32 protein-coding genes are annotated in these 26,275 nt (G+C 71.0%); 9 read left to right on the forward strand and 23 right to left on the reverse strand.

The annotated features are described in order from the left end of the window. Nucleotides 1-162: 162 nt before the first annotated feature. A complete protein-coding gene (gene zwf / locus JYK18_RS01410) occupies nt 163-1,623 on the forward strand; it encodes a glucose-6-phosphate dehydrogenase (protein ID WP_206799610.1) in 1,461 nt (486 codons plus the stop codon). Nucleotides 1,624-1,688: 65 nt separating this feature from the next. Here the strand turns inward: zwf and JYK18_RS01415 are convergent, their stop codons facing one another. The 7 genes from JYK18_RS01415 to pfkB form a co-directional block, all read right to left on the reverse strand. Next, on the reverse strand, nt 1,689-2,549 hold the full coding sequence (locus tag JYK18_RS01415) for a MoxR family ATPase (RefSeq protein ID WP_206799612.1): 861 nt from the start codon (nt 2,547-2,549) through the stop codon (nt 1,689-1,691). A gap of 186 nt (nt 2,550-2,735) precedes the next feature. Then, nucleotides 2,736-4,379: a phosphoenolpyruvate--protein phosphotransferase gene (ptsP, locus tag JYK18_RS01420; RefSeq protein ID WP_206799615.1), complete on the reverse strand. Its 1,644-nt coding sequence runs from the start codon at nt 4,377-4,379 to the stop codon at nt 2,736-2,738. Nucleotides 4,380-4,401: 22 nt separating this feature from the next. Then, nucleotides 4,402-5,451 carry a zinc-dependent dehydrogenase gene (locus JYK18_RS01425; RefSeq protein ID WP_206799616.1) on the reverse strand — a complete coding sequence of 350 codons (1,050 nt, stop codon included), beginning with the start codon at nt 5,449-5,451 and terminating at the stop codon, nt 4,402-4,404. Further along, a complete protein-coding gene (locus JYK18_RS01430; RefSeq protein ID WP_206799618.1) occupies nt 5,448-5,894 on the reverse strand; it encodes a PTS sugar transporter subunit IIA in 447 nt (148 codons plus the stop codon). Before JYK18_RS01430 ends, JYK18_RS01425 begins: the two co-directional genes overlap by 4 nt. Then, complete coding sequence (locus JYK18_RS01435) at nt 5,887-6,192, reverse strand: PTS lactose transporter subunit IIB (protein WP_153030157.1); 306 nt, start codon at nt 6,190-6,192, stop codon at nt 5,887-5,889. Before JYK18_RS01435 ends, JYK18_RS01430 begins: the two co-directional genes overlap by 8 nt. 23 nt (nt 6,193-6,215) lie before the next feature. Further along, on the reverse strand, nt 6,216-7,310 hold the full coding sequence (mtlA, locus tag JYK18_RS01440) for a PTS mannitol transporter subunit IICB (RefSeq protein ID WP_206799620.1): 1,095 nt from the start codon (nt 7,308-7,310) through the stop codon (nt 6,216-6,218). A 61-nt stretch (nt 7,311-7,371) separates the two neighbouring features. After that, nucleotides 7,372-8,310 (reverse strand): 1-phosphofructokinase, encoded by a 939-nt coding sequence (pfkB, locus tag JYK18_RS01445; RefSeq protein WP_206799622.1) that lies wholly within the window; start codon nt 8,308-8,310, stop codon nt 7,372-7,374. A gap of 174 nt (nt 8,311-8,484) precedes the next feature. On the opposite strand from pfkB, the gene JYK18_RS01450 reads away from it, so the two are divergent. Continuing rightward, nucleotides 8,485-9,246, forward strand: coding sequence for a DeoR/GlpR family DNA-binding transcription regulator (locus tag JYK18_RS01450; RefSeq protein ID WP_206799624.1), 762 nt, complete (start codon nt 8,485-8,487; stop codon nt 9,244-9,246). Between the two features lie 187 nt (nt 9,247-9,433). On the opposite strand, the gene JYK18_RS01455 is transcribed toward JYK18_RS01450, so the two are convergent. The 10 genes from JYK18_RS01455 to JYK18_RS01500 all read right to left on the reverse strand — a co-directional run bounded on the left by JYK18_RS01455 (nt 9,434) and on the right by JYK18_RS01500 (nt 16,573). Next, nucleotides 9,434-10,006 (reverse strand): NTP transferase domain-containing protein, encoded by a 573-nt coding sequence (locus JYK18_RS01455; RefSeq protein ID WP_206799625.1) that lies wholly within the window; start codon nt 10,004-10,006, stop codon nt 9,434-9,436. Continuing rightward, nucleotides 9,999-10,793 (reverse strand): IclR family transcriptional regulator, encoded by a 795-nt coding sequence (locus JYK18_RS01460; RefSeq protein WP_206799627.1) that lies wholly within the window; start codon nt 10,791-10,793, stop codon nt 9,999-10,001. The genes JYK18_RS01455 and JYK18_RS01460 overlap by 8 nt, the downstream gene beginning before the upstream one ends. A gap of 64 nt (nt 10,794-10,857) precedes the next feature. Further along, a complete protein-coding gene (gene pcaC / locus JYK18_RS01465; protein ID WP_206799628.1) occupies nt 10,858-11,253 on the reverse strand; it encodes a 4-carboxymuconolactone decarboxylase in 396 nt (131 codons plus the stop codon). Next, a complete protein-coding gene (gene pcaD / locus JYK18_RS01470) occupies nt 11,250-12,005 on the reverse strand; it encodes a 3-oxoadipate enol-lactonase (protein WP_206803971.1) in 756 nt (251 codons plus the stop codon). Before pcaD ends, pcaC begins: the two co-directional genes overlap by 4 nt. Nucleotides 12,006-12,020: 15 nt before the next feature. Next, complete coding sequence (pcaG, locus tag JYK18_RS01475) at nt 12,021-12,566, reverse strand: protocatechuate 3,4-dioxygenase subunit alpha (protein WP_206799631.1); 546 nt, start codon at nt 12,564-12,566, stop codon at nt 12,021-12,023. Next, entirely contained in the window at nt 12,563-13,279 is a 717-nt protein-coding gene (pcaH, locus tag JYK18_RS01480; RefSeq protein WP_206799641.1) for a protocatechuate 3,4-dioxygenase subunit beta, read from the reverse strand. Before pcaH ends, pcaG begins: the two co-directional genes overlap by 4 nt. Nucleotides 13,280-13,293: 14 nt before the next feature. Continuing rightward, on the reverse strand, nt 13,294-14,469 hold the full coding sequence (locus tag JYK18_RS01485; RefSeq protein ID WP_206799650.1) for a thiolase family protein: 1,176 nt from the start codon (nt 14,467-14,469) through the stop codon (nt 13,294-13,296). After that, nucleotides 14,466-15,221, reverse strand: coding sequence for a CoA-transferase subunit beta (locus tag JYK18_RS01490; protein ID WP_206799652.1), 756 nt, complete (start codon nt 15,219-15,221; stop codon nt 14,466-14,468). The genes JYK18_RS01485 and JYK18_RS01490 overlap by 4 nt, the downstream gene beginning before the upstream one ends. Continuing rightward, the gene (locus JYK18_RS01495) at nt 15,218-16,018 is read right to left on the reverse strand and encodes a CoA transferase subunit A (RefSeq protein ID WP_206799654.1); all 801 of its coding nucleotides are present in this window, start codon (nt 16,016-16,018) and stop codon (nt 15,218-15,220) included. The genes JYK18_RS01490 and JYK18_RS01495 overlap by 4 nt, the downstream gene beginning before the upstream one ends. Nucleotides 16,019-16,099: 81 nt before the next feature. Next, entirely contained in the window at nt 16,100-16,573 is a 474-nt protein-coding gene (locus tag JYK18_RS01500; protein WP_206799656.1) for a MarR family winged helix-turn-helix transcriptional regulator, read from the reverse strand. Nucleotides 16,574-16,705: 132 nt separating this feature from the next. Between JYK18_RS01500 and JYK18_RS01505 the strand changes: the two genes are divergently transcribed. From JYK18_RS01505 to JYK18_RS01515, 3 genes are all read left to right on the forward strand, one after another. After that, a complete protein-coding gene (locus JYK18_RS01505; protein ID WP_206799658.1) occupies nt 16,706-17,662 on the forward strand; it encodes a D-glycerate dehydrogenase in 957 nt (318 codons plus the stop codon). After that, the gene (locus JYK18_RS01510; protein ID WP_206799660.1) at nt 17,659-18,765 is read left to right on the forward strand and encodes a glycerate kinase; all 1,107 of its coding nucleotides are present in this window, start codon (nt 17,659-17,661) and stop codon (nt 18,763-18,765) included. Before JYK18_RS01505 ends, JYK18_RS01510 begins: the two co-directional genes overlap by 4 nt. Nucleotides 18,766-19,021: 256 nt before the next feature. Beyond that, nucleotides 19,022-19,477, forward strand: coding sequence for a hypothetical protein (locus JYK18_RS01515; RefSeq protein WP_206799662.1), 456 nt, complete (start codon nt 19,022-19,024; stop codon nt 19,475-19,477). Nucleotides 19,478-19,622: 145 nt separating this feature from the next. On the opposite strand, the gene JYK18_RS01520 is transcribed toward JYK18_RS01515, so the two are convergent. Continuing rightward, nucleotides 19,623-19,931 carry an iron-sulfur cluster assembly accessory protein gene (locus JYK18_RS01520; RefSeq protein ID WP_153030140.1) on the reverse strand — a complete coding sequence of 103 codons (309 nt, stop codon included), beginning with the start codon at nt 19,929-19,931 and terminating at the stop codon, nt 19,623-19,625. A gap of 84 nt (nt 19,932-20,015) precedes the next feature. Beyond that, nucleotides 20,016-20,432, reverse strand: coding sequence for a hypothetical protein (locus tag JYK18_RS01525; protein ID WP_206799664.1), 417 nt, complete (start codon nt 20,430-20,432; stop codon nt 20,016-20,018). An 86-nt stretch (nt 20,433-20,518) separates the two neighbouring features. Here JYK18_RS01525 and JYK18_RS01530 point away from each other — a divergent pair, with 86 nt between their 5' ends. From JYK18_RS01530 to shbA, 4 genes are all read left to right on the forward strand, one after another. After that, nucleotides 20,519-20,971: a GtrA family protein gene (locus JYK18_RS01530; protein WP_206799674.1), complete on the forward strand. Its 453-nt coding sequence runs from the start codon at nt 20,519-20,521 to the stop codon at nt 20,969-20,971. Between the two features lie 23 nt (nt 20,972-20,994). Further along, complete coding sequence (locus JYK18_RS01535; protein WP_206799683.1) at nt 20,995-21,348, forward strand: YidH family protein; 354 nt, start codon at nt 20,995-20,997, stop codon at nt 21,346-21,348. Next, nucleotides 21,345-21,653, forward strand: coding sequence for a DUF202 domain-containing protein (locus tag JYK18_RS01540; protein WP_206799685.1), 309 nt, complete (start codon nt 21,345-21,347; stop codon nt 21,651-21,653). The genes JYK18_RS01535 and JYK18_RS01540 overlap by 4 nt, the downstream gene beginning before the upstream one ends. 350 nt (nt 21,654-22,003) lie before the next feature. Then, a complete protein-coding gene (gene shbA, locus JYK18_RS01545) occupies nt 22,004-22,660 on the forward strand; it encodes an RNA polymerase sigma factor ShbA (RefSeq protein WP_206799695.1) in 657 nt (218 codons plus the stop codon). On the opposite strand, the gene JYK18_RS01550 is transcribed toward shbA, so the two are convergent. From JYK18_RS01550 to JYK18_RS01565, 4 genes are read right to left on the reverse strand one after another with little or no spacing between them, the layout of a single operon-like run. Next, nucleotides 22,638-23,507: a biotin-dependent carboxyltransferase family protein gene (locus JYK18_RS01550; RefSeq protein ID WP_206799696.1), complete on the reverse strand. Its 870-nt coding sequence runs from the start codon at nt 23,505-23,507 to the stop codon at nt 22,638-22,640. The two genes, shbA and JYK18_RS01550, sit on opposite strands and share 23 nt — an antisense overlap. Beyond that, nucleotides 23,504-24,112 carry an allophanate hydrolase subunit 1 gene (locus JYK18_RS01555; RefSeq protein ID WP_206803972.1) on the reverse strand — a complete coding sequence of 203 codons (609 nt, stop codon included), beginning with the start codon at nt 24,110-24,112 and terminating at the stop codon, nt 23,504-23,506. Before JYK18_RS01555 ends, JYK18_RS01550 begins: the two co-directional genes overlap by 4 nt. Continuing rightward, nucleotides 24,112-24,924 (reverse strand): putative hydro-lyase, encoded by an 813-nt coding sequence (locus tag JYK18_RS01560; protein ID WP_374194979.1) that lies wholly within the window; start codon nt 24,922-24,924, stop codon nt 24,112-24,114. The genes JYK18_RS01555 and JYK18_RS01560 overlap by 1 nt, the downstream gene beginning before the upstream one ends. Further along, nucleotides 24,921-26,168, reverse strand: a complete 1,248-nt coding sequence (locus JYK18_RS01565; protein WP_206799698.1) for an MFS transporter — start codon at nt 26,166-26,168, stop codon at nt 24,921-24,923. The genes JYK18_RS01560 and JYK18_RS01565 overlap by 4 nt, the downstream gene beginning before the upstream one ends. Between the last annotated feature and the right edge of the window lie 107 nt (nt 26,169-26,275).

Raw genomic sequence — 26,275 nt, forward strand, 5'->3', positions numbered from 1 at the left:
GACGCGGAATGACGCTACTTGCCGGTAGTATGACCGCTGGTTACCTCGTGTTCGGGAAATATCCCGGTTCGCTGGTGCGTTCACCAATCGCGTGACGTGCACTTGCCACATTTTCGCGCAAAGACTGGGCGAAACCGCTCCCGCCGGTGAAGATGGACAGCGATGACTGAGTCAGCCGAGCCCCAGGCACTGTTCGCCCCGAGCGAAAAGACGGTGCCCCATGTCTTCGTGATCTTCGGCGCCACCGGGGATCTCGCCCGCCGGAAACTCTTCCCCGGCCTGTTCCGGTTGATGCGTTCCGGGCTGCTGCCCGAGCAGTTCCGCATCATCGGCTCCGGGCGCAACTCGCCCGGCACCGACGAGGAGTTCCGCTACAAACTCGCCAAGGCCGTCTTCAAATTCTCCGGTTCCGCCCGCTTCGACGACAGCGTGTGGGAGGAGTTCGCCCAGCGGATCACCTTCCAGACCTCGTCCAAGGACGACGGCGAGGAGCTGGCCGCCGCGGTCGACGCGGCGATGGCCGAACTCGGCCCGGACACCCGCAAGCTGCTCTACCTGTCGGTGCCACCGGACTCGATGGAGCCGATGGTCAAGATGCTCGGCGCCACCGGTCTCGCCGAGGACGCGCGCGTGGTGCTGGAGAAGCCGTTCGGCCGTGACCTGGAGTCCTCGCGCAGCCTGAACACCGCGCTGCACCAGGTCTTCGCCGAGGACCAGCTCTTCCGGATCGACCACTTCCTCGGCAAGGAGGCGGTGCAGAACATCCTGGCGCTGCGGTTCGCGAACGGCTTCTTCGAGCCCGTGTGGAACCGGCACCACATCAGCTACGTGCAGATCGACGTACCCGAGTCGATCGGCATCGAGGGCCGCGCCGGCTTCATGGAGTCGACCGGCACCTTCCGCGACATGATCTCCACGCACCTGTTCCAGCTGCTCGGCTTCCTGGCGCTGGAGCCGCCGGTGCACGTGGACGCCGAGTCGCTGCGCGTGGAGAAGCGCAAGCTGTTCCAGGCGGTCCGCGCGCTCGACCCCGATCGGGTGGTCTTCGGGCAGTACGAGGGCTACCGCGACGAGCCGGGGGTCGCCGACGAGTCCGAAGTGGAGACCTTCGTCGCGGCCGAGGTGTGGGTGGACAACTGGCGCTGGAAGGGCGTGCCGTTCCTGCTGCGCACCGGCAAGGCGATGGAGCAGAGCAGGCGCACCATCACGCTCGGCTTCGTCGAGCCGCCGCTGAAGATGTTCGACTCGGCCAACGGGTTCGACAGCCAGCCCAACGAGCTGGTCTTCGAGCTGACCGAGGATTCGACGGTGACGCTGGAGCTGCGCGCGAAGCGGCCGGGTCCGGCGTTGAAGCTGGACCACGCGAAGCTGCACATGCGCTTCTCCGAGGCCTTCGCCGACGCCGAGCCGCTGGAGGCGTACGAGCGCCTGCTGCTCGACGTGCTGCGTGACGACCAAACGCTGTTCACCAGTGCCGAAGAGGTGGAGCGGCTCTGGGAGCTGTGCGACCCGGTGCTGAAGCAGCCGCCGAAGGTGCACTCGTACGAACAGGGTTCGTGGGGCCCGGCGCAGGCGACCGAACTGGCCGGCGAGCGCGGCTGGCGGGTGCCGGAGCAGTCGTAGTGTCACGAATGTGGCTTTCGAGAAGGTGGGTGTCTCGAAAGCCACATTCGTGACGTTCGGCGTGGCTAGGAGAGCAAAGAGTCCAGTTTGGCGCGGACGCGGTCGATGTCCTCGCTGTACTTGAGCACGGCGCCGAGGGTGAGTGCGGCGGCTTCGGCGTCGAGCACGTCACGGTCGAGGGCGGTCAGGGCGCGCGCCCAGTCCAGCGCCTCCGCGACGCCCGGCGGCTTGAGCAGCTCCAGCTGCCGGATGCGGTGCACGGCGCTCGCGACCTGGGTGGCCAGCCGCTCGTCGAGGCCGGGCAGGCGGTGCCGGAGGATGTCGATCTCCCTGGCCAGGCCGGGGTGTTCGAGCCAGTGGTAGAGGCACCGGCGCTTGAGCGCGTCGTGCACCTCGCGGGTGCGGTTCGAGGTGAGCACCACCAGCGGCGGTTTCTCGGCGCGGACCTCGCCGAACTCGGGGATGCTGACCGCGTTGTCGTCGAGGAGTTCGAGCAGGAAGGCCTCGAACTCGTCGTCGGCGCGGTCGATCTCGTCGACGAGCAGCACGCAGGGTGCTTCCTGGAGGGCCTGGAGCAGGGGCCGGGCGAGCAGGAAGCGCTCGGTGTAGAGCGAGGCCTCGTCCACGGTCCGGTGCGCGGCTTCGAGCGCGCGCAGGTGCAGGAGCTGGCGCGGGAAGTCCCATTCGTACAGCGCCTGGGCGGCGTCGATGCCCTCGTGGCACTGCAGGCGGATGAGCTTGAGGTCCAACGCCCTGCTCAACGCGACGGCGAGGGAGGTCTTGCCGGTGCCGGGTTCGCCCTCGCAGAAGAGCGGGCGGCCCATGCGGAGGGCGAGGAAGGCAGCGGTCGCGATGCCGGTGTCGGCGAGGTAGCCGGTCCGCTGCAGCGCGGTGGCCAGGTCGCCGGGGTCGGTCGGTACCGTCACCGGCCCAGGATACGTGGGGGCGGGTGGTTTTTCCGGGTGGCGGGTGGGACGGGTGGGTCCACGCCTCCGGTGGGTGGTGGGGTGCAGTGAATGTGGCTTTCACGGCGGTTTTGGCAGTGAAAGCCACATTCACTGCATGGCTGGGCGGGGGCGGTCGGCTCGCGGGGGGTCGGCTCGCGGCGGGGGTCAGGTCACGGCGGAGCGGGCGGACGAGGCGTCCGGGGCCGCCAGGGCCGAGGCGGCTAGGGCGGCGCAGTCGTCGAAGGTGTGGCGTCGGAGGGAAGCGCGGACCGCCGGGACGCCGGGGGCCGACATCGAAAGGCTCGTCACGCCCAAGCCCGCGAAAACGGGGGCCAGCAAGGGATCCCCGGCCGCCTCGCCGCAGATTCCTACCGGTTTGGCGGTTTTCCGCCCGGCTTCGGCGACCATGGAGACCAGGTCCAGCAGGGCCGGCTGCCACGGGTCGAGCAGATCGTTCAGCTCGCCCAGCAACCGGTCCGCGGCGAACGTGTACTGCGCCAGGTCGTTCGTGCCGATGCTGACGAAGTCCACTTCGGCCAGCAGCGCCTCCGCGCGCAGCGCCGCCGCCGGGATTTCGATCATGACGCCGGCTTGTGCGATGCCGAAGTGCCGCACCCGCGCGGCAAACTCCCGTGCCTCGGCGGCGGTGGCGATCATCGGCGCCATCACGCGCACGTCCGTGTCGTGCTCCCGCGCGGCCTGGCTGATCGCCTCCAGCTGGAGGTCCAGCAGGCCCGCGTTCCGGCGGCCCACGCGATACCCGCGCACGCCCAGCGCCGGGTTCGGTTCCACGTCGTCGTTGGCGAACGGCACCGGCTTGTCCGCGCCCGCGTCCAGCGTCCGGATCACCACCGGCCGGCCGGAGAACGCCGCGAACACCTTGCCGTACGCCGCGCGCTGCTCGTCCAGTGAGGGCGCTTCGGCCCGGTCCAGGAACAGGAACTCCGTGCGGAACAGGCCGATCCCCTCGGCGTCCGCCGCGGCGGCCTCCTCCAGGCCACCCGCGCCGCCGATGTTCAGCAGCAGCTTGACCGGATGACCGTCCTTAGTGGACCCGGGACCGCGGTGCCGCGCGAGTTCCTGCCGCTGCGCCTCCGCCTCCCGCTCGATCGAGTCCAGCAGGCGCGTCTCCGGATCGACGACCACCTTGCCCGCACCACCGTCGACCACCACCAGCTGACCGTCCGAAAGCGACTCCGCCGCCGCGCAGCCGACCACCGCCGGGATGCCCAGCGACCGCGCCAGGATCGCCGTGTGGCTGGTGGCACCACCCTTCTCGGTGATGATGGCGAGCACATCGGACGGATCGAGGGTGACCGTGTCTGCCGGGGCGAGGTCCACCGCGACCAGCACGAACGGCTGCTCCGAAGCCGGGATGCCCGGCGGTTGCTCACCGAGCGCGACCGCGATCGCGCGGTCGCGGAGGTCGGCCAGGTCGGTGACCCGCTCGGCGAGGTACCCGCCGAGACCGCGCAGCACCTCGATGTGCGCGGCGAAGGCCTCCTGGATCGCCCACGCGGCGGGCGAACCCGCGTCGGTGGCCTTCGCGATCCCCTGCTCCAGGCTGGGATCGCGGACCATCATCACCTGGGTGTCCAGGATTTCCGCGGCCTCACCGGACAGCGCCTTGCCGCGCCGCTCCAGTTCGTCCGCGACCCCGGCGAGCGCGGCCTTCGCCGCGGCGAACTCCTGTTCCGCACCCGCCGATTCCGGCTGCCGCGCCGGCAGTTCCGGCACCGGGCGCATGCGGGCGACCGTGCCGGAAGCGGTGCCCGGACTGGCCGGATTCCCGTGCAGTTCGGTGGTCACCCGTGCACACCCTCTCTCTCGATCAGACCGCGGCCGGCTCGATGGTCACCTTGATCGCCTCACCGGAGGCCACCGTGTCGATCGCGTCGAGCACGCCGTCCAGCTTCAGCCGGTGCGTGATCAGGTCGTCGACCGGTACCGCGCCGGTGGCGATCAGCTCCAGCGCCCGCTTGTTGTGCTCCGGGCTGGACCCGTTGGCGCCGTAGATGGTCAGCTCGCGGTAGTGCACCAGGTTGGAGTCGCAGGCGATGATCGGGTTGTCCTTCGGCAGCCCGCCGAAGAAGCTGATCCGGCCCCGCCGCGCGGCCATCTTCAGCCCGTCCTCCTGCGCCTTGCCCGCCGCCGCGGCGGTGATGATCACGTCGGCACCGCGGCCGTCGGTCAGGTCGAGCACGGCCTGCACCGGGTCGGTCTCGGAACCGCAGATCGCCGCGTCCGGCTTGACGATGTCCGCCGCCATGTCGAGGCGGCCCCGGTTCAGCTCCACCAGGTACACCGCCGCCGCGCCACGGGCCCTGGCCAGCCGCACGTGCAGGCAGCCGATCGGCCCGGCACCGGTGACCACCACGGTGTCCCCTTCGCCGACCTGCGCGAACTCCTGTCCGTTGAGGACACACGCGAGCGGCTCGGCGACCGAGGCCTCGGCGTAGGACAGGCCGTCCGGGATGCGGTTGAGCCCGTCCACCCGCAGCACCCGCTGCGGCACGATCATGTACTCGGCGAACCCGCCGTCGAAGTGGTACCCCATCGACAGCTGGTTCGGGCAGATGGTGCGCCAGCCACGACGGCAGTCGGCGCACTCACCACACGGGATGGCCGCGATCACCTGCACGCGGTCACCCGGCGCCCAGCCGGAGATCTCCGCCCCGGTCTCCACGACCTCACCGGCGATCTCGTGCCCGATCACCCGCGGCGGATCGATGTGGTGGTGGCCGTGCCGGAAGATCTTCAGGTCGGTGCCGCAGGTCGAGCACGCGTGCACCCGGATCTTCAGCTCGTCCGGGCCGGGCACCGGCTCCGGTGCCTCCTCGATCCGGATGTCGCCCGGCGCGTAGAAACGGGCCACCTTCACTGCACTGCCTCCTCTTCGGTCGCGGTCAGAATGCGCAGGATCGTGTCCGGATCGGACGCTTCCCGCAGCTCGGCCGCCTTCTCGGCGTCGAGCAGGGTGTGGGCCAGCGAGGACAGGATCTGCACCTGCTCGCTGCCCTGGGCCGCGATGCCGACGCACAGCTGGACCCGCTGCCCGTCCCAGTCCACGCCGCCGGGGAACTGGACCACGGCCAGCGCGGTCCGCTTGACGTGCTCGCGGGCGGCGTTGGTGCCGTGCGGGATGGCCACGGCCTCACCGACGAAGGTGGAGACCGACTCCTCCCGCTCCAGCATGCCGTCGACGTACTCCGGTGCCACCGCACCGATTTCCACCAGCAGCGCGCCGACCTGGCGGATGGCGTCGTCGCGGTTCTCCGCGCTCGCGCCCAGCCGGATCCCGGACTTCTCCAGCAGCTCAGCCATCCAGCGTGCCCCCGTCCCGGATCGCCTGCTCGACGCGGTCGAACACCGGGTCGCCGAGGAAGTTCTGGAAGCCGATGATCACCGCGTCCGAGTTCTTCTTCGCCCGCGCCACCAGGGTTTCCTGGCACAGCACCAGCTGCGCGTCGCCGGGGATCTCGTTCACCGGGATGTGCTCGACCTTGACCTTGTACGGCTTGAGCCGCTTGCCCAGTTGCGCCGCCACCATCACGCTGCTGCCCATCCCGGCGTCGCAGGCGATGATCACCTTGGTGATTTCCTTGCCCTCGATGCTGCTCACCCGAGTTCCCCTTTCCTTCCGGCTCAGACCTGGCCGCCGTTGGCGAGCTGCTGCTCGCGTTCCTCACGCCGGGCGTCCCGGCCGAACTTCAGCAGTACCGCCGCGACCAGGAAGCTCACCGCGGCGGCGATCACCACCCCGGCGATCACCCCCAGGTAACCACCCTTCGGCGTCACCGCGAGCACGGCGATGATGCTGCCCGGCGCCGGCGTGGCGGTCAGCCCGGCGTCGAAGATGCTGAAGACGAAGATGCCCGCCGCACCACCGGCGATAGCGGCCAGGATCAGGCGCGGGGCGGCCAGGATGTACGGGAAGTAGATCTCGTGGATGCCGCCGAGGAACTGGATCACGATGGCGCCGGGCGCGGTGGCCCGCGCGCTCTTCGCGCCGAAGAAGGTCAGCGCCAGCAGGATGCCGAGGCCGGGGCCGGGGTTCGGCTCGATCAGGAACTCGATCGCCTTCCCGGTCTGCGCCGCGTCCGCGATGCCCAGTGGGGACAGCACCCCGTGGTTGATCGCGTTGTTCAGGAACAGCACCTTGGCCGGTTCCACGATGAGCGAGACCAGTGGCAGCAGCCCGGTGTCGAACAGGGCCTGCACGCCGTTGCCGAGCGCCTTGGTCGCGCCCTGCACCACCGGGCCGATGGCGAGCATGCCGAGCACCGCCATCAGGCCGCCGATGATGCCGGCGCTGAAGTTGTCCACCAGCATCTTGAAGCCCGGCGCGGTCTTGCTGCCGATGTGCTCGTCGAACAGCTTCATCAGGAGGCCGGCCAGCGGGCCGATCGCCATCGCGCCGAGGAACATCGGGATCTCGGCGCCGACCGCGAGACCGACTGTGGCCACCGCGCCGACCACCGCACCGCGCTGGCCGTGCACCAGGCGGCCGCCGGTGTACCCGATCAGCACCGGCAGCAGGAAGTTGATCATCGGGTCGACCAGCGTCTCGATCTTCGCGTTCGGCGTCCAGCCGGACGGGATGAACAACGCGGTGATCAGACCCCAGGCGATGAAGGCGCCGATGTTGGGCATGACCATGCCCGCCATGTGGCCGCCGAACCGCTGCACCGAGACCCGGACCCGGTGTCCCCGGGAGGGCGCTTCTTCCGTCTTCGTCATCGTTGACTCTTCCTGCTGCTCGGAGTGGTTTTCCTTGACAGCCCCCCGGATGTGCCCAACCTCAAGCCCCCGCGCCGACCCCGCGCTCCAACTCCAGTTCGGCGTGCAACCGCACCTCGGCCGCGCCCACCTCGACCGGGCCCGGCATCGTGCTGCCCGGCAGCGAGACCGCCGCCGCGCCCCAAGCCACCCCGCTCGCCAGCGCCCGCGGCCCGTGGCCGCCACCGGCCAGGAACCCGGCCAGCAGCGAGTCGCCAGCGCCGACGGAACTGCGGGCCACGGCGTCGGCTTCGGCGTGCCAGGCACCGTCGGCGTCGACCAGCACCGCACCCTCGCTGCCCAGGCTCGCCAGCACCGCACCGGCGCCGAGACCGCGCAGCTCGCGCGCGGCCTCGACGACTTCGCGGATCGTCGAAAGTGGACGGCCGACCGCCTCTTCCAGCTCTTCGAGGTTCGGCTTGACCAGCGACGGCCCCGCCTTGACCGCGGCGAGCAGCGCGGGTCCGCTGGTGTCCACCGCGACCTCGGCGCGGCCGTCGAGCGAGCGGATCAGTTCGGCGTAGAACCCCGGGTCGACCCCGGGTGGCAGGCTTCCCGCCAGTACCACCCAGGAGACGTCGGAGACGTGGCCGAGCACCGCGGCGGACAGCGCCGCGATCTCGCTCGCGGACAGGCGCGCGCCCGCTTCGTTGAGCTTGGTGACCGTGGCGTCCGGTTCGATCACGCTGATGTTGGTGCGCACCGGACCGGAGGCGGGCACGCGGACGACGTCGATCTCGTACCGGTTCAGCAGGGAGATGAGGTGGTCGCCCTCCGGGCCGCCGGCCGGCAGCACCGCGCGGGCGTCGAGTCCGTTGCGGACCAGCGCGCGGGCCACGTTGATGCCCTTGCCGCCCGGGTGGACGTGCACCGCGGAGGCGCGGTGCAGTTCACCGCACACCAGGCGCGGCACCTCGACGGTGCGGTCCACGCTGGGGTTCGCCGTCACGGTGAGGAACACCCGCACACCACCTCGGTCTGGGATCCGGACTTGGTTTTGAGTGATTTTGCATGGGTTCGCTTGGGTTTGCAACCCCCTTGTCGGTTTGACACCAAACAAGGACGCAAGTCCCCACACGAACTCACATCGTGTGGTTACCTGGACCCGGAAATCACTACTACTGGACGGTGGGGGATGTACGCGGAGGAGCGGCAGCAGATCATCCTCGAGCGGGCGCGCGGCCTCGGCCGCGTCGACGTGGCGACGCTCGCCGAGGAATTCACCGTCACCACGGAGACGGTCCGCCGCGATCTCACCGTGCTGGAGCGGCACGGGGTGTTGCGGCGGGTGCACGGCGGCGCGATCCCCGTGGAGCGGCTGGGTTTCGAGCCCGCCGTGGCCACGCGGGAGAGCGTGATGACCACGGAGAAGGAACGCATCGCCAAGGCGGCGCTGGCCGAGTTGCCGGAGGAAGGCACCATCCTGCTCGACGCGGGCACCACCACCGCGCGGGTGGCCGAGCAGTTGCCGCTGGATCGCGAGCTGACCGTGGTGACGCACTCGGTGAACATCGCGCTCGCGCTGACCACCCGGCCGAACCTGACCGTGATGCTGGTCGGCGGGCGGTTGCGCAGCCGGACGCTGGCCTCGGTCGACGCGTGGGCGCTGCGCGCACTGGACGAGACCTTCGTCGAGGTGGCTTTCATGGCCACGAACGGGATCTCGGTGGAACGCGGACTGACCACACCGGACCCGGCGGAGTCGATGGTGAAGCGCGCCGCGGTCAACTGCGCTCGCCGCACGGTGCTGCTGGCGGACCACACCAAGGTCGGAAGCGACCACTTCTCGCGATTCGCCGAACTGAGCGACATCGACACCTTCATCACCGACGACGGCATCGACTCGTCGGTAGCCGACGAAATCGCCGCCACCGGCCCCCGAGTCCTCCGAGTCTGACCCAGGCACACGTCACGAATGTGGCTTTCGAGACACCCCCGGTGCAGTGAAAGCCACATTCACTGCCGATTACGCAGTGAAAGCCACTTTCACAGCACTCACCGAGAGCCGGGAACCCCACAGCAGCACCGCCCACACTCCCCCACCCCGGTCCCCAGCCAAAACAGGGCGAAGGCCCTAGTCACCATCAAAGACCGGGGCGGGGCAAGTCCTCCGGCCGATCAACATCCCGACCATTGGCGAGATCGCCACATTCCACCAACCGCAAGTCTTCCCGAGCTGCCAACCAGTGGCGAGCTCCGGCATCCCCCGAAACAGCCGCGGCAACCGCCGCCCAGTGATTCCGCCCCAACAGAACCGGATGCCCCGGCACTCCCCCATAAGCAGCCCTGGCCACCACATCCGGCGAAGCCAACGCAGCCAACCGAGCCACCACCTCGCCGCCCACCCCAGGCAAATCCACCAAATGCACCACCACCGCCGCCACATCCACAGTGGACAACGAAGCAAGACCCGCCCGCAAAGACGCCCCCATCCCCGAAGCCCACTCCGGCGCATACACCGCAGCAACCGACGAAGGCAACAACCCACTCACCGCAGCCGAAGCCGCCCCCGTCACCACATGCACCGGCGAACACCCAGCCAAAGCCCGCAAGGACCGGAGCACCAACGGCTCCCCGTCCACCTCGACCAACGCCTTCGGCCCCCCGAACCGCCGCCCGGCCCCCGCCGCCAGCAACAGCCCCGCGCACTCAGCCACGGGTAGCCCGCGAAGGCGGCGCCACCGCCAGATCCGCTTCGATCCGCTCGGCCGCGTCCAGCAACCGCGGCACCATCTCGTCGCGCACGGCGTCCAGTGTGGTCCGCGAGGCGTGCGTCGACACGTTCACCGCGGCGACCACCTTCCCCTCCCGCGACCGGATCGGCGCGGCCACCGAGCGCAGCCCCTCCTCCAGCTCCTGGTCGACCAGCGCCCAGCCGCGCCCGCGCACCTCGAGCAGTTCGGCGCGCAACGCGGCTTCCGAGGTCAGCGTGTGCGAGGTCAACCGGTCCAGCCGGGCCTTCGCCAGGTACTCGTCCAGCTTCTCCGCGGGCAACCCGGCGAGCAGCACGTGCCCCATCGACGTCGCGTACGCCGGGAACCGCGTGCCCACGTTGATCGACACCGTCATGATCCGCGAGACCGCCACCCGCGCCACGTAGACGATGTCGCCGCCCTCCAGCACCGACACCGAACTCGACTCGTGCACCTCGGCGGAAAGCCGTTCCAGGTGCGGGGTGGCCACCTCGGGCAGCGACATGCTGGACAGGAACGCGTACCCCAGCTCCAGCACGCGCGCGGTCAGCGAGAAGTACTTGCCGTCGGTACGCACATACCCCAGATCGGCCAGCGTGAGCAGGAAACGCCGGGCCGCCGCCCTGGTCAGCCCGGTGATCCTGGCGACGTCGCTCAGGGTCAGCTCGGGGTTGTCCGCGCCGAACGCCCGGATCACCGCCAGCCCGCGGTCCAGCGACTGCACGTGGTGCGCGCCCCGACTCTCGTCCATGCGGACAGCCTAGGGCGTGTCTGACGGATCTGTTCGATGAGCTTCGGGATCCGTCAGACACGCCCTACCCCTCGGCGGAGGCCTCACCCAGCTCGGCGAGCACCCGCTGCGCCACGGCGAAGGCCGCGTTCCCGGCCGGCGCCCCCGAGTACACCGCCGTGTGCAGCAGCACCTCGGAGATCTCGGCCGGAGTCAGTCCATTGTGGATGGCCACCCGGACGTGCATGGCGAGTTCCTCGTGGCAGTGCAGCGCGGTCAGCGCGGCGAGGGTGATGCAGCTGCGGGTGCGCCGGTCCAGTCCCGGCCGGGTCCACACCGAGCCCCACGCCGAGCGCGTGATCCAGTCCTGGAACGGCTGCGAGAACTCGGTCGTGTTGGCCACCGCGCGGTCCACGTGCGCGTCCCCGAGCACCTCGCGGCGCACACGAATGCCGTCCTGGTACAGCTCGTCGTCGTTCATCGGGCCGCCAGCCTCGCCAGGATCAGGTCGCTGAACTCGTCCGGGCGTTCCACGTTGCCCAGGTGCGCCGCGCCACCCACCTCGGCGAACCGCGCGCCCGGGATGGCCTCGGCGATCGCCTTGCCGTGCGGTGGCGGGGTGGCCGCGTCCTCCGAGGTGCTGATCACCAGCGTGGGCACCGGGATCTGGGCCAGCTCGCCGGTCAGGTTCATCACCTCGATCGCCGCGCAGCAGCCCGCATAGCCTTCGTCCGAAGTGGACGCCACCATCTCCTCCAGCTCCGCCCGCCGCCCGGCGTCGAACGCCGGGGTGACCCAGCGGCCGACCACGGCCGAAGCCAGCGAGCCGGTGCCGCCCTCGCGGACCGCGCGGATCCGGTCCGCCCACATCTCCGGCGGCCCCAGCTTCGCCGACGTGCAGCACAGCACCAGCGACAACAGCCGCTCCGGCGCGTGCGCACCCAGCCACATCCCGGTCATCCCGCCCAGCGACAGCCCGGCGAAGTGCGCCTTCCCGACGCCCAGCCGGTCCAGCAGCGCCAGCACGTCCCCGCCGAGGTCGGCGAGGTCGTACGGGCCGTCGGGCACCGGTGAACCACCGTGCCCCCGGTGGTCGTACCGGATCACCCGGTAGCCCGCCTCGGTCAGCGGCCGCACCTGCGGTTCCCACATCGCCAGCGCGCTGCCGAGCGATCCGCTGAGCACCACCGGCACGCCGTCCTCGGGCCCGTCGACCACGTAGTGGACCGGGATAACCACAGCGACCTCCTAAACCTCGAAGAACACCGTCTCGCCGTCGCCCTGCAACCGCACGTCGAACCGGTACCCGTCACCCTCGCGCACCGCGATCAGCGTGCCACGGCGCTCCTCGGGGACCGCGTTGAGCACTTCGTCGGCCGCGTGGGCCTCGGTGTGCTCGGGGAAGTAGATCCGGGTGACCACCCGGTGCAGCAGGCCCCGGCCCAGCACGGACACGTCGATGTGCGGGGCCTGCGGCGTACCACCCGAACCGGGCACCGGGCCGGGCACCACCGTCCGGATGGACCAGCGGCCCTGCTCGTCGGTCGGGCAGCGGCCGAAGCCGCGGAACCCGGCCACCCGCCCGCGCGGGTCGTCGGGGTGGTCGAAGCGGCCGTCCGCGTCGGCCTGCCAGGTCTCGATCATCGCGTCCGGCACCGGATCGCCGTTGCCGTCGCGGACCACGCCGCGCAGCACCACCGCGCCCGGCGTGCCCTCGGGCACCACCTCGGGCCCGTCGTCCCAGGGCAGCCCGATCGACAGGTACGGGCCCACGGTCTGCGAAGGAGTGCTCATTCGTCGTCCTCCTCGTCCTCGAACACCGAGGCGTCGCGGCCGCGCAGCACGATGTCGAACTCGTAGGCCAGCGCCCATTCCGGCCGGGTCCGCGCCAGGTCGAAGCGGGAGACCATGCGCATCCGCGCCTTCTCGTCCGGGATGGAGTTGAAGATCGGGTCCTGGGCGAAGAGCGGGTCCTCCGGGAAGTACATCTGGGTGACCAGGCGCTGGGTGAACGAGGTGCCGAACACCGAGAAGTGGATGTGCGCCGGCCGCCAGGCGTTGTCGTGGTTCTTCCACGGGTAGGCACCGGGCTTGATGGTGGTGAACTCGTAGTGCCCGTCGTCGTCGGTGAGCGTGCGCCCGACGCCGTCGAAGTTCGGGTCCACCGGCGACGGCCAGCGGTCGCCGGTGTGCCGGTACCGGCCGCCCGCGTTGGCCTGCCAGATCTCGACCAGCGAGTTGCGCACCGGACGGCCGTCGCCGTCGAGCAGGCGGCCGTGCACGACGATGCGCTGGCCCTGCGGCTCACCGGCGTGCTGGCGGGTCAGGTCGTTGTCGTGCTCGCCGAGCCTGCCCGGTCCGAGCAGCGGGCCGGTCACCTCGGTGAGCATCTGCGGCAGCAGCACCAGCGGCTGCTTCGGGTGCCGCAACGCGGTCGAGCGGTACCCGGGGAAGCCGAGCGGCGGGTGCGTGCCGTCGGGATCCGGTCGGTAGGTGGGCAACGTCATCGTCGACTGCCTCCTCAGGCTTCCAGCACCACGGCCAGGCCCTGGCCGACGCCGATGCAGATGGCGGCGAGGCCCCAGCCACCACCGCGGCGGCGGAGGTCGTGCGCGAGCGTGCCGAGGATGCGGCCGCCCGACGCGCCCAGCGGGTGCCCGATGGCGATCGCGCCGCCGTGCGTGTTCACCTTCGCCGGGTCCAGCTTCGGCCAGTCGCGCAGGCAGGCCAGCGACTGCGCGGCGAACGCCTCGTTCAGCTCCACCGCGGCGAGGTCGTCCCAGCCGATGCCCGCGCGCTCCAGCGCGATCTCCGCGGCCCGCACCGGGCCGATGCCGAACACGTCGGGGTCCACCCCGGCCGCGCCGCGCCCGGCGATGCGCGCCAGCGGCGTGGCACCGACCCGGTCGGCGGCGGCCCGGTCGCCCAGCAGCACCGCGGAGGCACCGTCGTTGAGCGGCGATGCGTTGCCCGCGGTCACCGTGCCCTGCTTGCGGAACACCGTCTTCAGCTTGGCCAGCTTCTCCGGCGAGGAGTCCGGCCGGATGCCCTCGTCCCTGGTCAGGTCGACGCCGGGGACCGGGACCACCTGGTCGTCGTAGAAGCCCTCGTCCCACGCCTTCGCGGCGTTGACGTGGCTGCGCGCGGCGAACTCGTCCTGCTCGTCCCGCCCGATGCCGTACCGCTCGGCGAGCAGTTCGGTGGACTCCCCCAGCGAGACCGTCCACCGCTCCGGCATCGCCGGGTTCACCATGCGCCAGCCGAGCGCGGTGGAGTACATGGTCTGGTTGCCGTTGGGGAAGGCCTTCTCCGGCTTCTGCACCACCCACGGCGACCGGCTCATCGACTCCACACCACCGGCCACCACCAGCGACGCGTCCCCGGTGGCGATCAGCCTGCTGGCCTGGGAAACCGCGTCCAGCCCGGACCCGCACAGCCGGTTGACCGTGCCGCCGGGGATCGAGGTCGGCCAGCCGGCCAGCAGGGTGGCCATCCTGGCCACGTTCCGGTTGTCCTCACCGGCGCCGTTGGCGTTGCCGAGCACCACCTCGTCCACAGTGGACGGATCGAGCCCGGTCCGCTCGCCCAGCGCGCGCAGCACGTGCGCGGCGAGGTCGTCGGGCCGGGTGCCCGCCAGCGCGCCGCCGTACCTGCCGAACGGGGTGCGCACCGCGTCCAGTACGTATACCTCGGTCATTCGCCCGCCTTCTTCAGCTCTCGCAGTCCGGCCAGTTCCGCCTCGGTCGGCTCCGGGGTCCGCCGCAGGTCGTCCGCCACCTTCAGCGCCCAGCCGGTGGCCTCGAGCACCTGCGCCACCTCGACACCGGGGTGCAGGTCGGTCAGGGTCAGCTCGGCCGTCCCCGGATCCGGCCGCATCAGGCCGAGATCGGTGACCACCAGGGTAGGCCCGGCACCGGGCAGGCCCAGCCGCTCGCGATCGCCGCGGCCCGATCCGTGCCCGAACGAGGTGACGAAGTCGACCTTGTCCACGAAGGCGCGCTTGCTCTGGCGCAGCACCACGAAGACCTCGCGGCAGGACGCGGCGATCTCCGGCGCGCCACCGGCTCCCGGCAGGCGCACCTTCGGGTCGGCGTAGTCGTCGCCGATCACCGTGGTGTTGATGTTGCCGAACTTGTCCAGCTGGGCCGCGCCGAGGAAACCGACGTCGATCCGGCCGGGCTGGAGCCAGTAGTTGAACACCTCGGGCACGCTGACCACCGCGTCCGCGGTCTCGGCCAGCTCACCGTCGCCGATGGACAGCGGCAGCCTGCTCGGCTTCGCGCCGAGGCAGCCCGATTCGTAGATCAGCTTGAGGTTCGGCGCGTGCGAGCGGCGCGCGAGGTTGGCCGCGGTGCTCGGCAGGCCGATGCCCACGAAGCAGGACATGCCGTCCTTCAACGCGCGGGCCGCGGCGATGCTCATCATCTCGTCGGTGGTGTAGTCGCTCACGCCGCCACCTCCGCCAGCCACTTGCCGAACTCGTCCCGGTCGCGGCTCACCGCGTCCCAGGCCTGGTAGCCCTCGTTGTCCCGGTCGTAGTACCCGGCGGCGTAGGAGGGCTTGGCCCCACCGGGGGCCTCGGCGACCGCGGTCACCGCCCACGACGGCAGCACCAGCGCGCCCGGCCGCGGCTCCAGCTCGTCGACGATCTCCTCGACGGTGACCAGCGAGCGCTTGGCCGCGAGCACCGCCTCCTTCTGCACGCCGGCGATGCCCCACAGCTGCACGTTGCCGTCCCGGTCGGCGCGCTGGGCGTGCACGATGGTCACGTCCGGGTTGAGCGCGGGCACCGCGGCCAGCTGCTCGCCGGTGAACGGGCAGGTGATCGGCTTGATGGTGGCCGTGTGCTTCGCCAGATCGGTGCCGGAGTAACCCCGCAGCACGGCGAACGGCAGGCCGGAGGCGCCCGCCACGTAGCGGTTGGCCATGCCGGCGTGGCTGTGCTCCTCGATCTCCAGCGGCACCGGCCAGCCGTGCTGGACCGCGTCGCGGAAGCGGTGCAGCGAGCCGACCCCGGGGTTGCCGCCCCAGGAGAAGATCAGCTTGCTCGCGCAGCCGGCGCCGATCAGCTGGTCGTAGACGATGTCCGGGGTCATCCGGACCAGGGTCAGCCCGCGGCGGCCCTGCCGGATGATCTCGTGCCCGGCGGCCACCGGGATCAGGTGGGTGAACCCCTCCAGGGCCACCGTGTCCCCGTCGCGGACGAGGTCGGCCACGCCGTCCGCGAGCGAGACGAGTTCCGCCATCGCCGGCTCCCTTGCATGTTCGCATTCCGCACACTAGTTCTATATATGAACATAGCACGGAAGCGACGTGCACGGAACGCGCTAACGGGTGTGTTCGGCGCGCTCCCGCTTCGCCTCACCGGCGTCGACCACCCGGCCGAGGATGCGCACCAGCTCCTCGCGGTCCTCCGGTGGCAGGCAGCCGATCATGCCCTCGGTCATCCTGGCCGCGCGCACCGAGAGCTCGCCGAACAGCGCGTGCCCGGCGTCGGTCAGGCTGAGCAGGTTCCGCCGCCGGTCCCCCGGATCGCGGTCGCGCCGCAGGTGCCCGCGGTCGATCAGCCGGTTGACCACCGCGCCCACCGTCGAGGTGTCCAGCGAGACCTCGCGCGAGAGCGCGTTCTGGTCGGTCTCCGGGTTGAGCGCCACCGCGCTCAGCACCGCGAACTGGGTCGAGGTGACCTCTTTGGACACCTCGGCGGACCACAGGTACGTGTGGATCTGCTGGGCCCGCCGGATCAGGTGCCCGGTGTGCCGGTGTGCGTCCACGCCAACTCCCGGTGTCGAGATCGTCATCAGCAACCCCTCCCGTCGCGAAAACCGTGTGCCGTCACCAACAGACACGTGCGGTGGCCGCAGCCGGTTCACGACGGGGTCCCGCCCGGCTATGTTTGGGCTCCACGCCGAGTTCAGGGAGGTAGGCCGAACGTGCCGAAGATCGTGGTCACGGGACAGCTGGCGGAACCGGCGCTGAAGGTGCTCGGCGAGGCGGGCGAGGTGTGGGTGGCGGAGGAGCCGCTGGGCCCCGCCGAGCTGGCGGACCGGGCCGCCGGGGCGAACGCGCTGGTGACCATGGTCGGCGACCGGGTGGACGGTGCGGTGGCCGACGCCGCCGGGCCCGGGCTCGCGGTGGTCGCCAACGTCGCCGTCGGTTACGACAACCTCGACGTGAAAGCGCTGTCCGAACGCGGGGTGACGGTGACGAACACGCCCGGCGTGCTCACCGAGGCCACCGCGGACCTCGCCTTCGGCCTGCTTCTGATGAGCACGCGGCGGCTCGGCGAAGGCGAACGGCTGCTGCGCGCGGGCACGCCGTGGAAGTTCAGCCTCGGCTTCATGCTCGGTGCCGGACTCCAGGGCCGCACGCTCGGCATCGTCGGGCTGGGCCAGATCGGCCAGGCGGTGGCCCGCCGGGCCAGGGCGTTCGGCCTCTCCATTGTCTACAGTGGACGCAACCGGGCGCCGGCCGAGGTCGAGGCCGAACTGGACGCGCGGCGGCTGCCGCTGGACGAACTGCTGCGGTCGGCCGACTTCGTCTCGCTGCACTGCCCGCTCACGCCGGAGACCCGGCACCTGATCAACGCCTCCTCGCTGCGCACCATGAAGCCCGGTGCGTACCTGGTGAACACCACGCGCGGGCCGGTGGTCGACGAGGCTGCGCTGGCCGACGCGCTGGCCGAGGGCGTGCTCGCCGGCGCGGCGCTGGACGTGTTCGAGAAGGAACCCGAGGTGGAACCGCGCCTGCTCGACCTGGAGAACGTGGTGATCACCCCGCACCTCGGTTCGGCGACCGTGGAGACGCGCACCGAGATGGCCCTGCTCGCGGCGCGCAATGTGGCCGCGGTGCTCGCCGGTGAGCCGCCGCTTACGGCGGTGAAGGCATGAAGGTGCTGATCGCGCCGGACAAGTTCAAGGGCAGCCTGACCGCGATGGAGGCCGCCGAGGCGATCCGGGACGGTGTGCACGAGGTCTTCGGCGACGCGGTGACCATGCTGTGCCCGGTGGCCGACGGCGGCGAGGGCACGCTGGACGTGCTGTACGCGGCGGGCGCGGAGCGGGTGGAGTTGTCGGTGCGCGGGCCGTTGGACACGCCGGTCGAGGCGCGGTACGCGGTGCTGGGCTCGGCTGCGTACATCGAGTCGGCGCGGGCGTGCGGCATCGAGTTCGTCGAGCCGTCCCCGGAAACGGCGCTGGCGGCGCACACCTGGGGCGTCGGGGAGCTGATCGCGCACGCGCTGGAGGGCGGCGCGCGGCAGGTGGTGCTGACCGTCGGCGGCACGGCGAGCACGGACGGCGGCTCGGGCATGCTGCGGGCCTTGGGTGCTTCGGTGACGCCTGCTCTTGGCTTGGGCGGCGGTCCACTAAGGACGGTCGAATCGGTGGATTTGACCGCGGTGCGGTCGAAGTTCGACGGCGTCGACGTGCGCGTGGCCACCGACGTGAGCAACCCGCTGCTCGGCGAGAAGGGCGCGGCGGCGATCTTCGGACCGCAGAAGGGCGCGCGTGCGGCCGAAGTGGCTCTGCTCGGCGACGCGCTCGGGCGATGGGCGCGGGCCCTGCACGCGGCGGGCGGCCGTGACGTCTCGGACGCGCCGGGTGCCGGTGCGGGCGGCGGGGTGGCCGGTGGCGCTATGGCCGCGCTGGGCGCCGTTTTCGAATCGGGCTTCGACCTGGTCTGCGAACTCACCGGGGTGCCTGCCGCGCTGGCGGAGGCCGACCTGGTCATCACCGGCGAGGGCTCACTGGACCCGCAAAGCCTCGACGGCAAGGCACCCGCGGGCATCGCCGCGCGCGCTCGCGCGCGGAACCTGCCGGTGCTGGCCGTCGCCGGGCGCGTGACGCTCGATGAGGCGCAATTGGCCCAGTTGGGCGTGGCCGGGTACCGCGCTTTGATCGACCACGCGCCCTCGCTGGCTTACGCGCGGGAACACGCCTACGAACTCCTACGTGCGCAAACGGCTGACTTGGTGCGGGCCTGGGGTTCCTAGCGGTCATCCAGAAGCGGCGGAGCCGCTTGCTGTGGGCCGTCAGCCCGCACCGCCGCGGGTTCTCAGGCGTCTTCTCGCGAGGACAGCTTCACCGTGGTGAATCGGTATTCATGAGGTGGAGCTCCCGGAGCGAGAAGACGCCTGAGGTTCCGCCACCCGCACCGCCACGCAAACCACTGCAACACTCTCAAGCGGTTTGTCGGGCATGGGCCCGGGTAACCCTCCGGTGGAGCCGTGTCACCGAGAGGAGCCACCTGTGGAAACCAATGCCTACATAACCTTCCTCGTACTGGCGACGCTGCTTGTCGTGGTCGACGGACAGATCATCTACCGCAGCGGGCGTCGTTACCTGGAGCACTCGTACGGCGATCCGGCCGCGGGTGCTTCGATGACGCGCCTGATCACCGTGTTGTTCCACTTGGCGGTGCTGGGTGTGCTGGCGCTGCTGTCGACCATCGACTCCGGCGGGGACAACGCCACCGAGGCGGTGGTCTGGAAGCTCGGGATCACCTTGATCGTGCTGGCCATCGCGCACGGCGTGACGCTGACCGTGCTGTCGAGGATCCGGGACAACCAGGTCGCCGAGCGGGCGCTGAAGCAGCCCGCGCCGCCCACCGCCGCGGAGACCACCGTGGCGCCGGTGCCGGGGCAGCAGGGCGTGAACCCGCGGGTCAGCCCGGCGCTGGACCAGCGAGACCCCTACACCACCTGACCCAGGAGCCAGGGCAGGTGCAGTGAATGTGGCTTTCACAGCGAAATCCGCAGTGAAAGCCACATTCACTGCATGAACCGGGGCCCCGCGACCGCATGAACCGGGGCCCCGCGCACGATCGCGCGGGGCCCCGGTTCCGGAAAAGTCAGGCGCTGGGTTGCTCGTCCGGCTGCTGCAGCACGGCGAAGCTCATCTGCCCCTCGTCGTCCTGCTGGATGTCGAGCACCTTGTCGTCGAGGAACTCGGCGGCCTTCGGTTCCAGGAAGACCTTGGCCCCGCCCTCGGTGGCGAGTACCTGATCACCGTCCTCGGGTGACGGCGCCACCGACAACCCGAGCTGGGCGCCGGTCTCCTCCACCTCCTGGACCGCGAACCGCAGCCCGGCCTCGGCCTGGCCGTCCTGTCCGGTCAAAGCGGTGATGGCCTCGGCCGCGGCGTCTGTCATGGCGAGCATCGACAGGCTCCCTTTCGTCGATTACATGGCTCTGGCCCCTCCCACCGTAGGGGTGGGGCACTGGTGGCGCTGGGTGCGGCCCGATCACTCCGGGGTGCGGATGGCCTCCGCCACCGAACCCCCGGCCTGGTCAGCGGCCTGCGGCAGCTCGTCACTGGCGGTGTGACGACCGACACCCCCCTCTTCGGGCGCCACCGCCTCGACGTCCGCCGGCTGGTCGTCGATCGACTCGTCCAGCTCGTCGGCGGGGGTCGCCGCGATCGGCTTCTCGGGCACCTCCTCGGCGGTCACGTCCGGCTGTTCCTCGTCCAGCCGCGCGGCCATGCTCTCGCCTTCGCGCTGCTCAGCCGGGGTGGTCCCGAAGCGGTCGGCCCCGCTCCAGTGCTCCGGCGGCTCGATGCCCGCCTCGAGCGGGTCCACCCGGAGGCGGTCCTCGTCGAGGTCCTCGGCGCTGCTCAGCGCGGCCGGATCGGATTCCACCGGCTCCTGCGGTGCGGACATCGGTACTCCTCCTCTGCCTTCCTGCGTGTCCGCTTCGCCTACCCGCGCGGGCCACCGCCGAAACCGGTTTGGGTAGCGTCGCGGTCATGGCCATCCCGGCGCCGGCGACCGCCGCCCCACCCACCCGACCGGACGGGCTCGCCGTGCACGCGGGCTGGTACCTGGCGGCGGGCGTGGTCACCACCGCCGTCCAGTTCGCCCTCTACTTCCTGCTGCGCGGCGCGGTGGGCGCGCACGTGGCGAACCTGCTGGCGATCATCGTCACCACGATCGGGAACACCGAGTTCCACCGCCGGGTGACCTTCGCCGGCCGCAACGACGCGCCGCGGCGGCGCCACCTCCAGGTCGCGGGCACCATCGCCTTCTACGCCGGGTACGGCTCGGTGGTGCTGCTCGTGCTGCACGCCGTGGTCCCGGCGCCCGCCCCGCTCACCGAAACCCTGGTGCTCGCCACCGCCAGCCTGCTCGGCGGCGTCTGCCGGTTCGCGCTGCTCCGCTGGTGGGTGTTCGCGCACCGCCACCCGGACTCGCGCGGCTGAACCAGCCGGGACAGGCTGTCCGCATGACCGAGTCCCCGACTGAGCCGGCCGAGCAGGAACCCGACTACCGCTTCAGCCTGGCCAACGAACGCACCTTCCTGGCCTGGCTGCGCACCGCGCTCGGATTGCTGGCCGGGGCGGTCGCGGTGCGGCAGCTGGTGCCGGAGTTCGGCGTGCCGGGGGCCAGGACCGTGCTCGCCCTGCTGTGCGCCGTGCTCGCCCTGCTGCTGACCGCGGCGAGCTACCCGCGCTGGAGGCGGGTCCAGCGCGCGATGCGCCGCGGTGAACCGCTGCCGCCCAACCGCCTGCTGCTGGTGCTGACCGTCGGCATCCTGGTGATCACCGGCTTCGCGGTGGTCCTCGCGGTGACCGGGTGAACCGCGATCCGGGCCTCCAGCCGGAGCGCACCTGGCTCGCCTGGCGCCGCACCACCGCCTCCGCGGCGGCGGTGACCCTCCTCCTGCTGCACTCGGCGGCCCATTCGAGCGGTGACCTGACCGTTATCCCGGCCGGCGCCGGGATCCTGGTCACGATTTCGCTCGCGCTGCTCACCCGGCAGCGCGAACGACACCTCCTTCGAGCCCAGCGGACTCCGCCGGATGCCGCACATCCCCAGGTCATCGGCCTGGCGGCGGCCCTGCTGACGATCATGGCGGTGGCCACGATCGTGTTTCTCGCTTAACTGGCAAACGCGATTTTCAGGGACCTAAGACCCTACCGCCGTACGGAGCAATCGGGGCGTCCAGCACTTTTGCGCGGGACGACCGAAAGATGATTGAGACCTAGATTCGTGCTAATGGGGCATCTCTGCGAGATCCCTGGAGCCAACGCCTTCTGCGGTCTAGCATTACGCACAGTCGTCAGATTGCTGAACGAGCGAGCGCCATTCGGGTAACTCCGCTACGGACAGTCGCCTTATTAGCGAACTGACAATGACTCTCAGCAGGGGCGGTTGATTCGACGATTAATCGAGTTTGTCGGACAGCCGAAGGAGCAGGACAACAGCAGATCGTTCGAAGAATGGGCGGGCGAATGACCACGAGCTTGGACTCGACGACGCGGGACATCGAGGGACCCGCGACGCCGAAGACGGTCCAGCGGAGCACCAGCCACTATCCGCGGCTGACCAAGGAGGACCTCGATCCACTGGTCCGCCGCGCCGCGAAGGGCGACCACGACGCCATGTCGGGCCTGCTCGCCGCGCTGAAACCGGTGGTCACGCGGTACTGCCGCGCCCGGCTCGGCGGCCGGGACCTGTCGTACTTCTCCGCCGACGACATCTCCCAGGAGGTGTGCGTCGCGGTGCTCAAGGCGCTGCCGCAGTACCAGGACCGGGGCGGCTCGTTCCTCTACCTGGTGCACGCGATCGCGGCGAACAAGGTCGCCGACGCCTTCCGCGCGGTCTCCCGTGACCGCTGCGAGCCGGTCTCCGACCTGCCGGAACGCTCCGGCGCGGACAACGAACCGGAGAAGTACGCGCTCGACGTCGACCTCGGCGAACGGCTGAACCGCCTGATCCGGACCCTGCCCCGAGTGCAGCAGGAGATCGTGATCCTGCGCGTGGCCGTCGGGCTGTCCGCCGCCGAGACCGCGGAGGCGGTCGGCCTCAAGGCGGGCAACGTGCGCACCACCCAGCACCGCGCGCTGCAGAAGCTGCGCGAGCTGATCACGCTCGAAGGCGACTTCTGACGAACCTGAGCCGGGTGCCCGGCCGCGCCTGCGCGGCCCCGCCCAGGTCCTCCTCGGCCACCACCGCCACCACCGGGTAGCCGCCGGTCACCGGGTGATCGGCGAGGAAGAGGATCGGCTGCCCCGACGGCGGCACCTGCACCGCACCGGGCGCCGCCGGTTCCGGCGGCAGCTCCCCGGTCCTGGCGCGGGACAGCGCCGGACCGTCGAGCCGCAGCCCCACCCGGTTGCTCTCGGCCGAGACCACGTACCGCCCCGACAGCAACGCGCCGAACGCGTCCGCGGTGAAGAAATCCAGTCGTGGCCCCGGAATCAGGCGCAGCACCGGTTCGTCCTGGAGCGCCGCGCACGGCGCCTGGTCCACCGTCGGCCAGGCCAGCACCCGGTGCCCGACCGGGAGCGTGGTGCCCGTCGTGAGCGGTTCCGGGCCCAGTCCGGAAAGCGTGTCCGTGCCGCGGCCGCCGAGCACCGGCGGCACGTCGATCCCGCCGCGCACGGCCAAGTACGTGCGCAGGCCGTGCTCCGGCACGCCGAGCCGCAACTCGTCACCGGCGGCCACGAGGACCGGGGCGTTCGGGCCGATGGCCCGGCCGCCGAGCCGGGCCGGGCACGGGGCGCCGGTCAGCGCGACCAACGCCGGGCCGTCGAAGCGCACGGCCAGCCCGCCGAACGTCGCCTCGATCGCCGCGTTCGACTCGGGATTGCCGACCAGCCGGTTCGCCAGCCGCAGCGCGGCGCGGTCGGCGGCGCCGGAGCGGCCGACGCCGAGCGCGGTGTACCCCGGCCTGCCGAGGTCCTGCACGGTGGCGAACAGGCCGGGGGCGAGCACCTCCAGCTTCGGGGTCATGTCGCGCGGAACCGCACGGTGGTGCCCGGCGCGAGCAGGTTCGGCGGCTCGCGCTCGACGTCCCAGACGGCCAGTTCGGTGTGGCCGAGCAGATGCCAGCCGCCGGGTGACGGATGCGGGTAGACCGCGGTGTACTCCCCGGCCACCGCGACCGCGCCGGACGGCACGCGCACCCGCGGGCTGCTCCGCCTCGGCAACCGGAGTTCCGGCGGAAGGCCGGTGAGGTAACCGAACCCGGGGGCGAACCCGCAGAACGCGACCCGGAATTCGGCGCCGGTGTGCCGCCGGACGACCTCGGCTTCGCTCAACCCGGTCCGCGACGCGACCTCCGCGAGGTCCTCGCCGTCGTAGCGGACCGGCACCACCAGTTCCGTGCCGTGGCGGCTCGCCGGTGGTTCCAGCGAGCGCCCGCGGAGTTCGTCGACCAGCCGCTCGAAACTGGTGCGGCCGGGATCGAAGCGCACCAGCACGGTCCGCGCGGCGGGCACCACCTCCTCCACCCCGCCGGGCGGATCGGCGGCCAGCGCGGCGTCGAGCCCGAGCACCTCGTCGGCACCCGCGAGATCGACCAGCGCCGCCCGGCTGCCGTACCGGTGCACCCGGATCACCGGCCCACCCGGTACTCGTCGTCGCGCCGGTCGGTGATCAGCATGTGGCCGGGCGCGTGCGTGATGGCGAACGGCGGTTTGGACGCCATCAGCGCCGCCTGCGGGGTGACGCCGCAGGCCCAGAACACCGGCACGTCACCGGGTTCCGCGCGGACCGGGTCGCCGAAGTCGGGCTTGCCGAGGTCGGCGATGCCGAGCGCGCCGGGGTCGCCGACGTGCACCGGCGCGCCGTGCACCGCGGGCATCGCCGAGGTGATCCGGATGGCGTCGTCGACGCGTTCCTCCGGGATCTGGCGCATGGACACCACCATCGGGCCGTGCAGGCGCCCCGCCGGGCGGCACTTCCGGTTGGTCACGTACATCGCCACGTTGCGGCCCTGCTCGACGTGGCGCAGCGGAATGCCCTCCGCGACGAGCGCGGTCTCGAAGGTGAAGCTGCAGCCGATCGAGAAGGCGACCAGATCGCTGCGCCAGTACCGGGTGGCGTCGGTGACCTCGGCGCGCAGCCTGCCGTTCTCCCAGATGCGATAGCGCGGCAGGTCTCGGCGGAGGTCGGCGCCGGGCGCCAGCACGGTCGACGGGTCGCCGGGATCGCTGACGTCGAGCACCGGGCAGGGCTGTTCGTTGCGCTGGCAGAAGAGCAGGACGTCGTAGGCCCAGTTCTTGCGGACCGCGATCAGGTTCGTCTGGGTGTACCCGGCCGACCAGCCACTGGTCGGCGCCGAGGTCCCGGCGCGGAACCGCGCGCGGGCCTGTGCCGGTGGCAGCAGTTCGGGCTGGGCCGTGCCTGGTTCGTCCACAATGGTCATACCAGTTCCCTCCCTCGGGTTTCCGGCAGGCCCAGCAGGGCCAGTACCGCGATTCCGTAGCCCGCCGCGCCGAACACCATCGCCCCGCCGGCGCCCAGAAGTCCCACCACACCGGGGAAAACGGCGCCGACCGCGCGGCCGAAGTTGTAGGTGAAGCCCTGCCCGGTGCCGCGCTGCGCGGTCGGGTACAGCTCGGCGAGGAAGGCGCCGAACCCGCTGAAGATGGCCGACATCGAGAAGCCGAGCGGGAAGCCCAGCACCATCACCAGCGCGTTGGCCCCGTGCGGGATCTGCGTGTACGCCACGATCAGCACCGCCGACAGCGCGGCGAACAGCACGAAGGTCCGCTTGCGCCCCAGCAGGTCGGTCAGGTAACCGCCGCAGACGTACCCGATGAACGCGCCGGAGATCAGGAAGATGTAGTAACCGCCGGTGTTGATCACGGTCAGCTCGCGGGTGGTGCGCAGGTACGAGGGCAGCCAGGTGGCCAGCGTGTAGTAACCGCCCTGGACACCGGTGGCGAACAGCGAGGCGATCAGCGTGGTGCGCAGGAGGTCGCCGCGGAAGATCTGGCCGAAGGAACCGCGTTTCGCCGAGTTCTCGCGCCGCTGGGTGGCTTCGTCGGCGTCGGTGACGTTCTTGCGGACCCACATGATCAGCAGGGCCGGGATCACCCCGGTCCAGAACATGATGCGCCAGGCCAGGTCGTCGCCGGAGACGCTGAACACCACGGTGTAGACGACCACCGCGAGGCCCCAGCCCGCCGCCCAGGCGCTCTGTACGAAGGCGACCGTGCGACCGCGGTAGCGGGAGCGGGCGTACTCGGCGACCAGGATCGCGCCCGCGGCCCATTCACCGCCGAAGCCGAGGCCCTGCAGCGCGCGGAACACCAGCAGCGTCTCGAAGTTCGGCGCGAACCCGCAGAGCACGGTGAACACGGTGTAGGTGGCCACGGTCAGCTGGAGCGTGCGGACGCGGCCGATGCGGTCGGCCAGGATGCCGGCACCGGCGCCGCCGATCGCGGAGACGACCAGCGTGGTGGTGCTGAGCAGGCCCGCCGTGCCGGGGGTGAGCTGGAAGTAGGCGATGATCGCGCTGAGGCTGAGCGGCAGGACCCAGTAGTCGTAGGAGTCGAGGCCGTAGCCGCCGAACGCGCCGACGAAGGCGCGCCGCCCGCGGGGGCCGAGCGTTCGGTACCAGGCGAAGGGTCGGGTGTCCTCGGCGGTTGCTGCGGTCGTGTCCATCACGCACCTCTTCTGGGGGTCGGTCCAGGGAAACACAGGTGAGCTGCGACACAAGGTAGGCTATTGTTGAACAATCCCACAAGAGGTCGAGAGGATAATCCTCAAGG

This window comes from Amycolatopsis sp. 195334CR (genome assembly GCF_017309385.1).
Lineage (GTDB): Bacteria > Actinomycetota > Actinomycetes > Mycobacteriales > Pseudonocardiaceae > Amycolatopsis.

What these genes read in the sequence shown, in the direction of transcription:
- zwf (WP_206799610.1), top strand. Translation starts at nt 163, where the DNA reads ATGACTGAGTCAGCCGAGCCCCAGGCACTGTTCGCCCCGAGCGAAAAG.
- JYK18_RS01430 (WP_206799618.1), bottom strand. Translation starts at nt 5,894, where the DNA reads ATGGCTGAGCTGCTGGAGAAGTCCGGGATCCGGCTGGGCGCGAGCGCG.
- mtlA (WP_206799620.1), bottom strand. Translation starts at nt 7,310, where the DNA reads ATGACGAAGACGGAAGAAGCGCCCTCCCGGGGACACCGGGTCCGGGTC.
- JYK18_RS01450 (WP_206799624.1), top strand. Translation starts at nt 8,485, where the DNA reads ATGTACGCGGAGGAGCGGCAGCAGATCATCCTCGAGCGGGCGCGCGGC.
- JYK18_RS01460 (WP_206799627.1), bottom strand. Translation starts at nt 10,793, where the DNA reads ATGGACGAGAGTCGGGGCGCGCACCACGTGCAGTCGCTGGACCGCGGG.
- pcaC (WP_206799628.1), bottom strand. Translation starts at nt 11,253, where the DNA reads ATGAACGACGACGAGCTGTACCAGGACGGCATTCGTGTGCGCCGCGAG.
- pcaG (WP_206799631.1), bottom strand. Translation starts at nt 12,566, where the DNA reads ATGAGCACTCCTTCGCAGACCGTGGGCCCGTACCTGTCGATCGGGCTG.
- pcaH (WP_206799641.1), bottom strand. Translation starts at nt 13,279, where the DNA reads ATGACGTTGCCCACCTACCGACCGGATCCCGACGGCACGCACCCGCCG.
- JYK18_RS01485 (WP_206799650.1), bottom strand. Translation starts at nt 14,469, where the DNA reads ATGACCGAGGTATACGTACTGGACGCGGTGCGCACCCCGTTCGGCAGG.
- JYK18_RS01495 (WP_206799654.1), bottom strand. Translation starts at nt 16,018, where the DNA reads ATGGCGGAACTCGTCTCGCTCGCGGACGGCGTGGCCGACCTCGTCCGC.
- JYK18_RS01500 (WP_206799656.1), bottom strand. Translation starts at nt 16,573, where the DNA reads ATGACGATCTCGACACCGGGAGTTGGCGTGGACGCACACCGGCACACC.
- JYK18_RS01510 (WP_206799660.1), top strand. Translation starts at nt 17,659, where the DNA reads ATGAAGGTGCTGATCGCGCCGGACAAGTTCAAGGGCAGCCTGACCGCG.
- JYK18_RS01520 (WP_153030140.1), bottom strand. Translation starts at nt 19,931, where the DNA reads ATGCTCGCCATGACAGACGCCGCGGCCGAGGCCATCACCGCTTTGACC.
- JYK18_RS01525 (WP_206799664.1), bottom strand. Translation starts at nt 20,432, where the DNA reads ATGTCCGCACCGCAGGAGCCGGTGGAATCCGATCCGGCCGCGCTGAGC.
- JYK18_RS01530 (WP_206799674.1), top strand. Translation starts at nt 20,519, where the DNA reads ATGGCCATCCCGGCGCCGGCGACCGCCGCCCCACCCACCCGACCGGAC.
- JYK18_RS01535 (WP_206799683.1), top strand. Translation starts at nt 20,995, where the DNA reads ATGACCGAGTCCCCGACTGAGCCGGCCGAGCAGGAACCCGACTACCGC.
- shbA (WP_206799695.1), top strand. Translation starts at nt 22,004, where the DNA reads ATGACCACGAGCTTGGACTCGACGACGCGGGACATCGAGGGACCCGCG.
- JYK18_RS01550 (WP_206799696.1), bottom strand. Translation starts at nt 23,507, where the DNA reads ATGACCCCGAAGCTGGAGGTGCTCGCCCCCGGCCTGTTCGCCACCGTG.
- JYK18_RS01560 (WP_374194979.1), bottom strand. Translation starts at nt 24,924, where the DNA reads ATGACCATTGTGGACGAACCAGGCACGGCCCAGCCCGAACTGCTGCCA.
- JYK18_RS01565 (WP_206799698.1), bottom strand. Translation starts at nt 26,168, where the DNA reads ATGGACACGACCGCAGCAACCGCCGAGGACACCCGACCCTTCGCCTGG.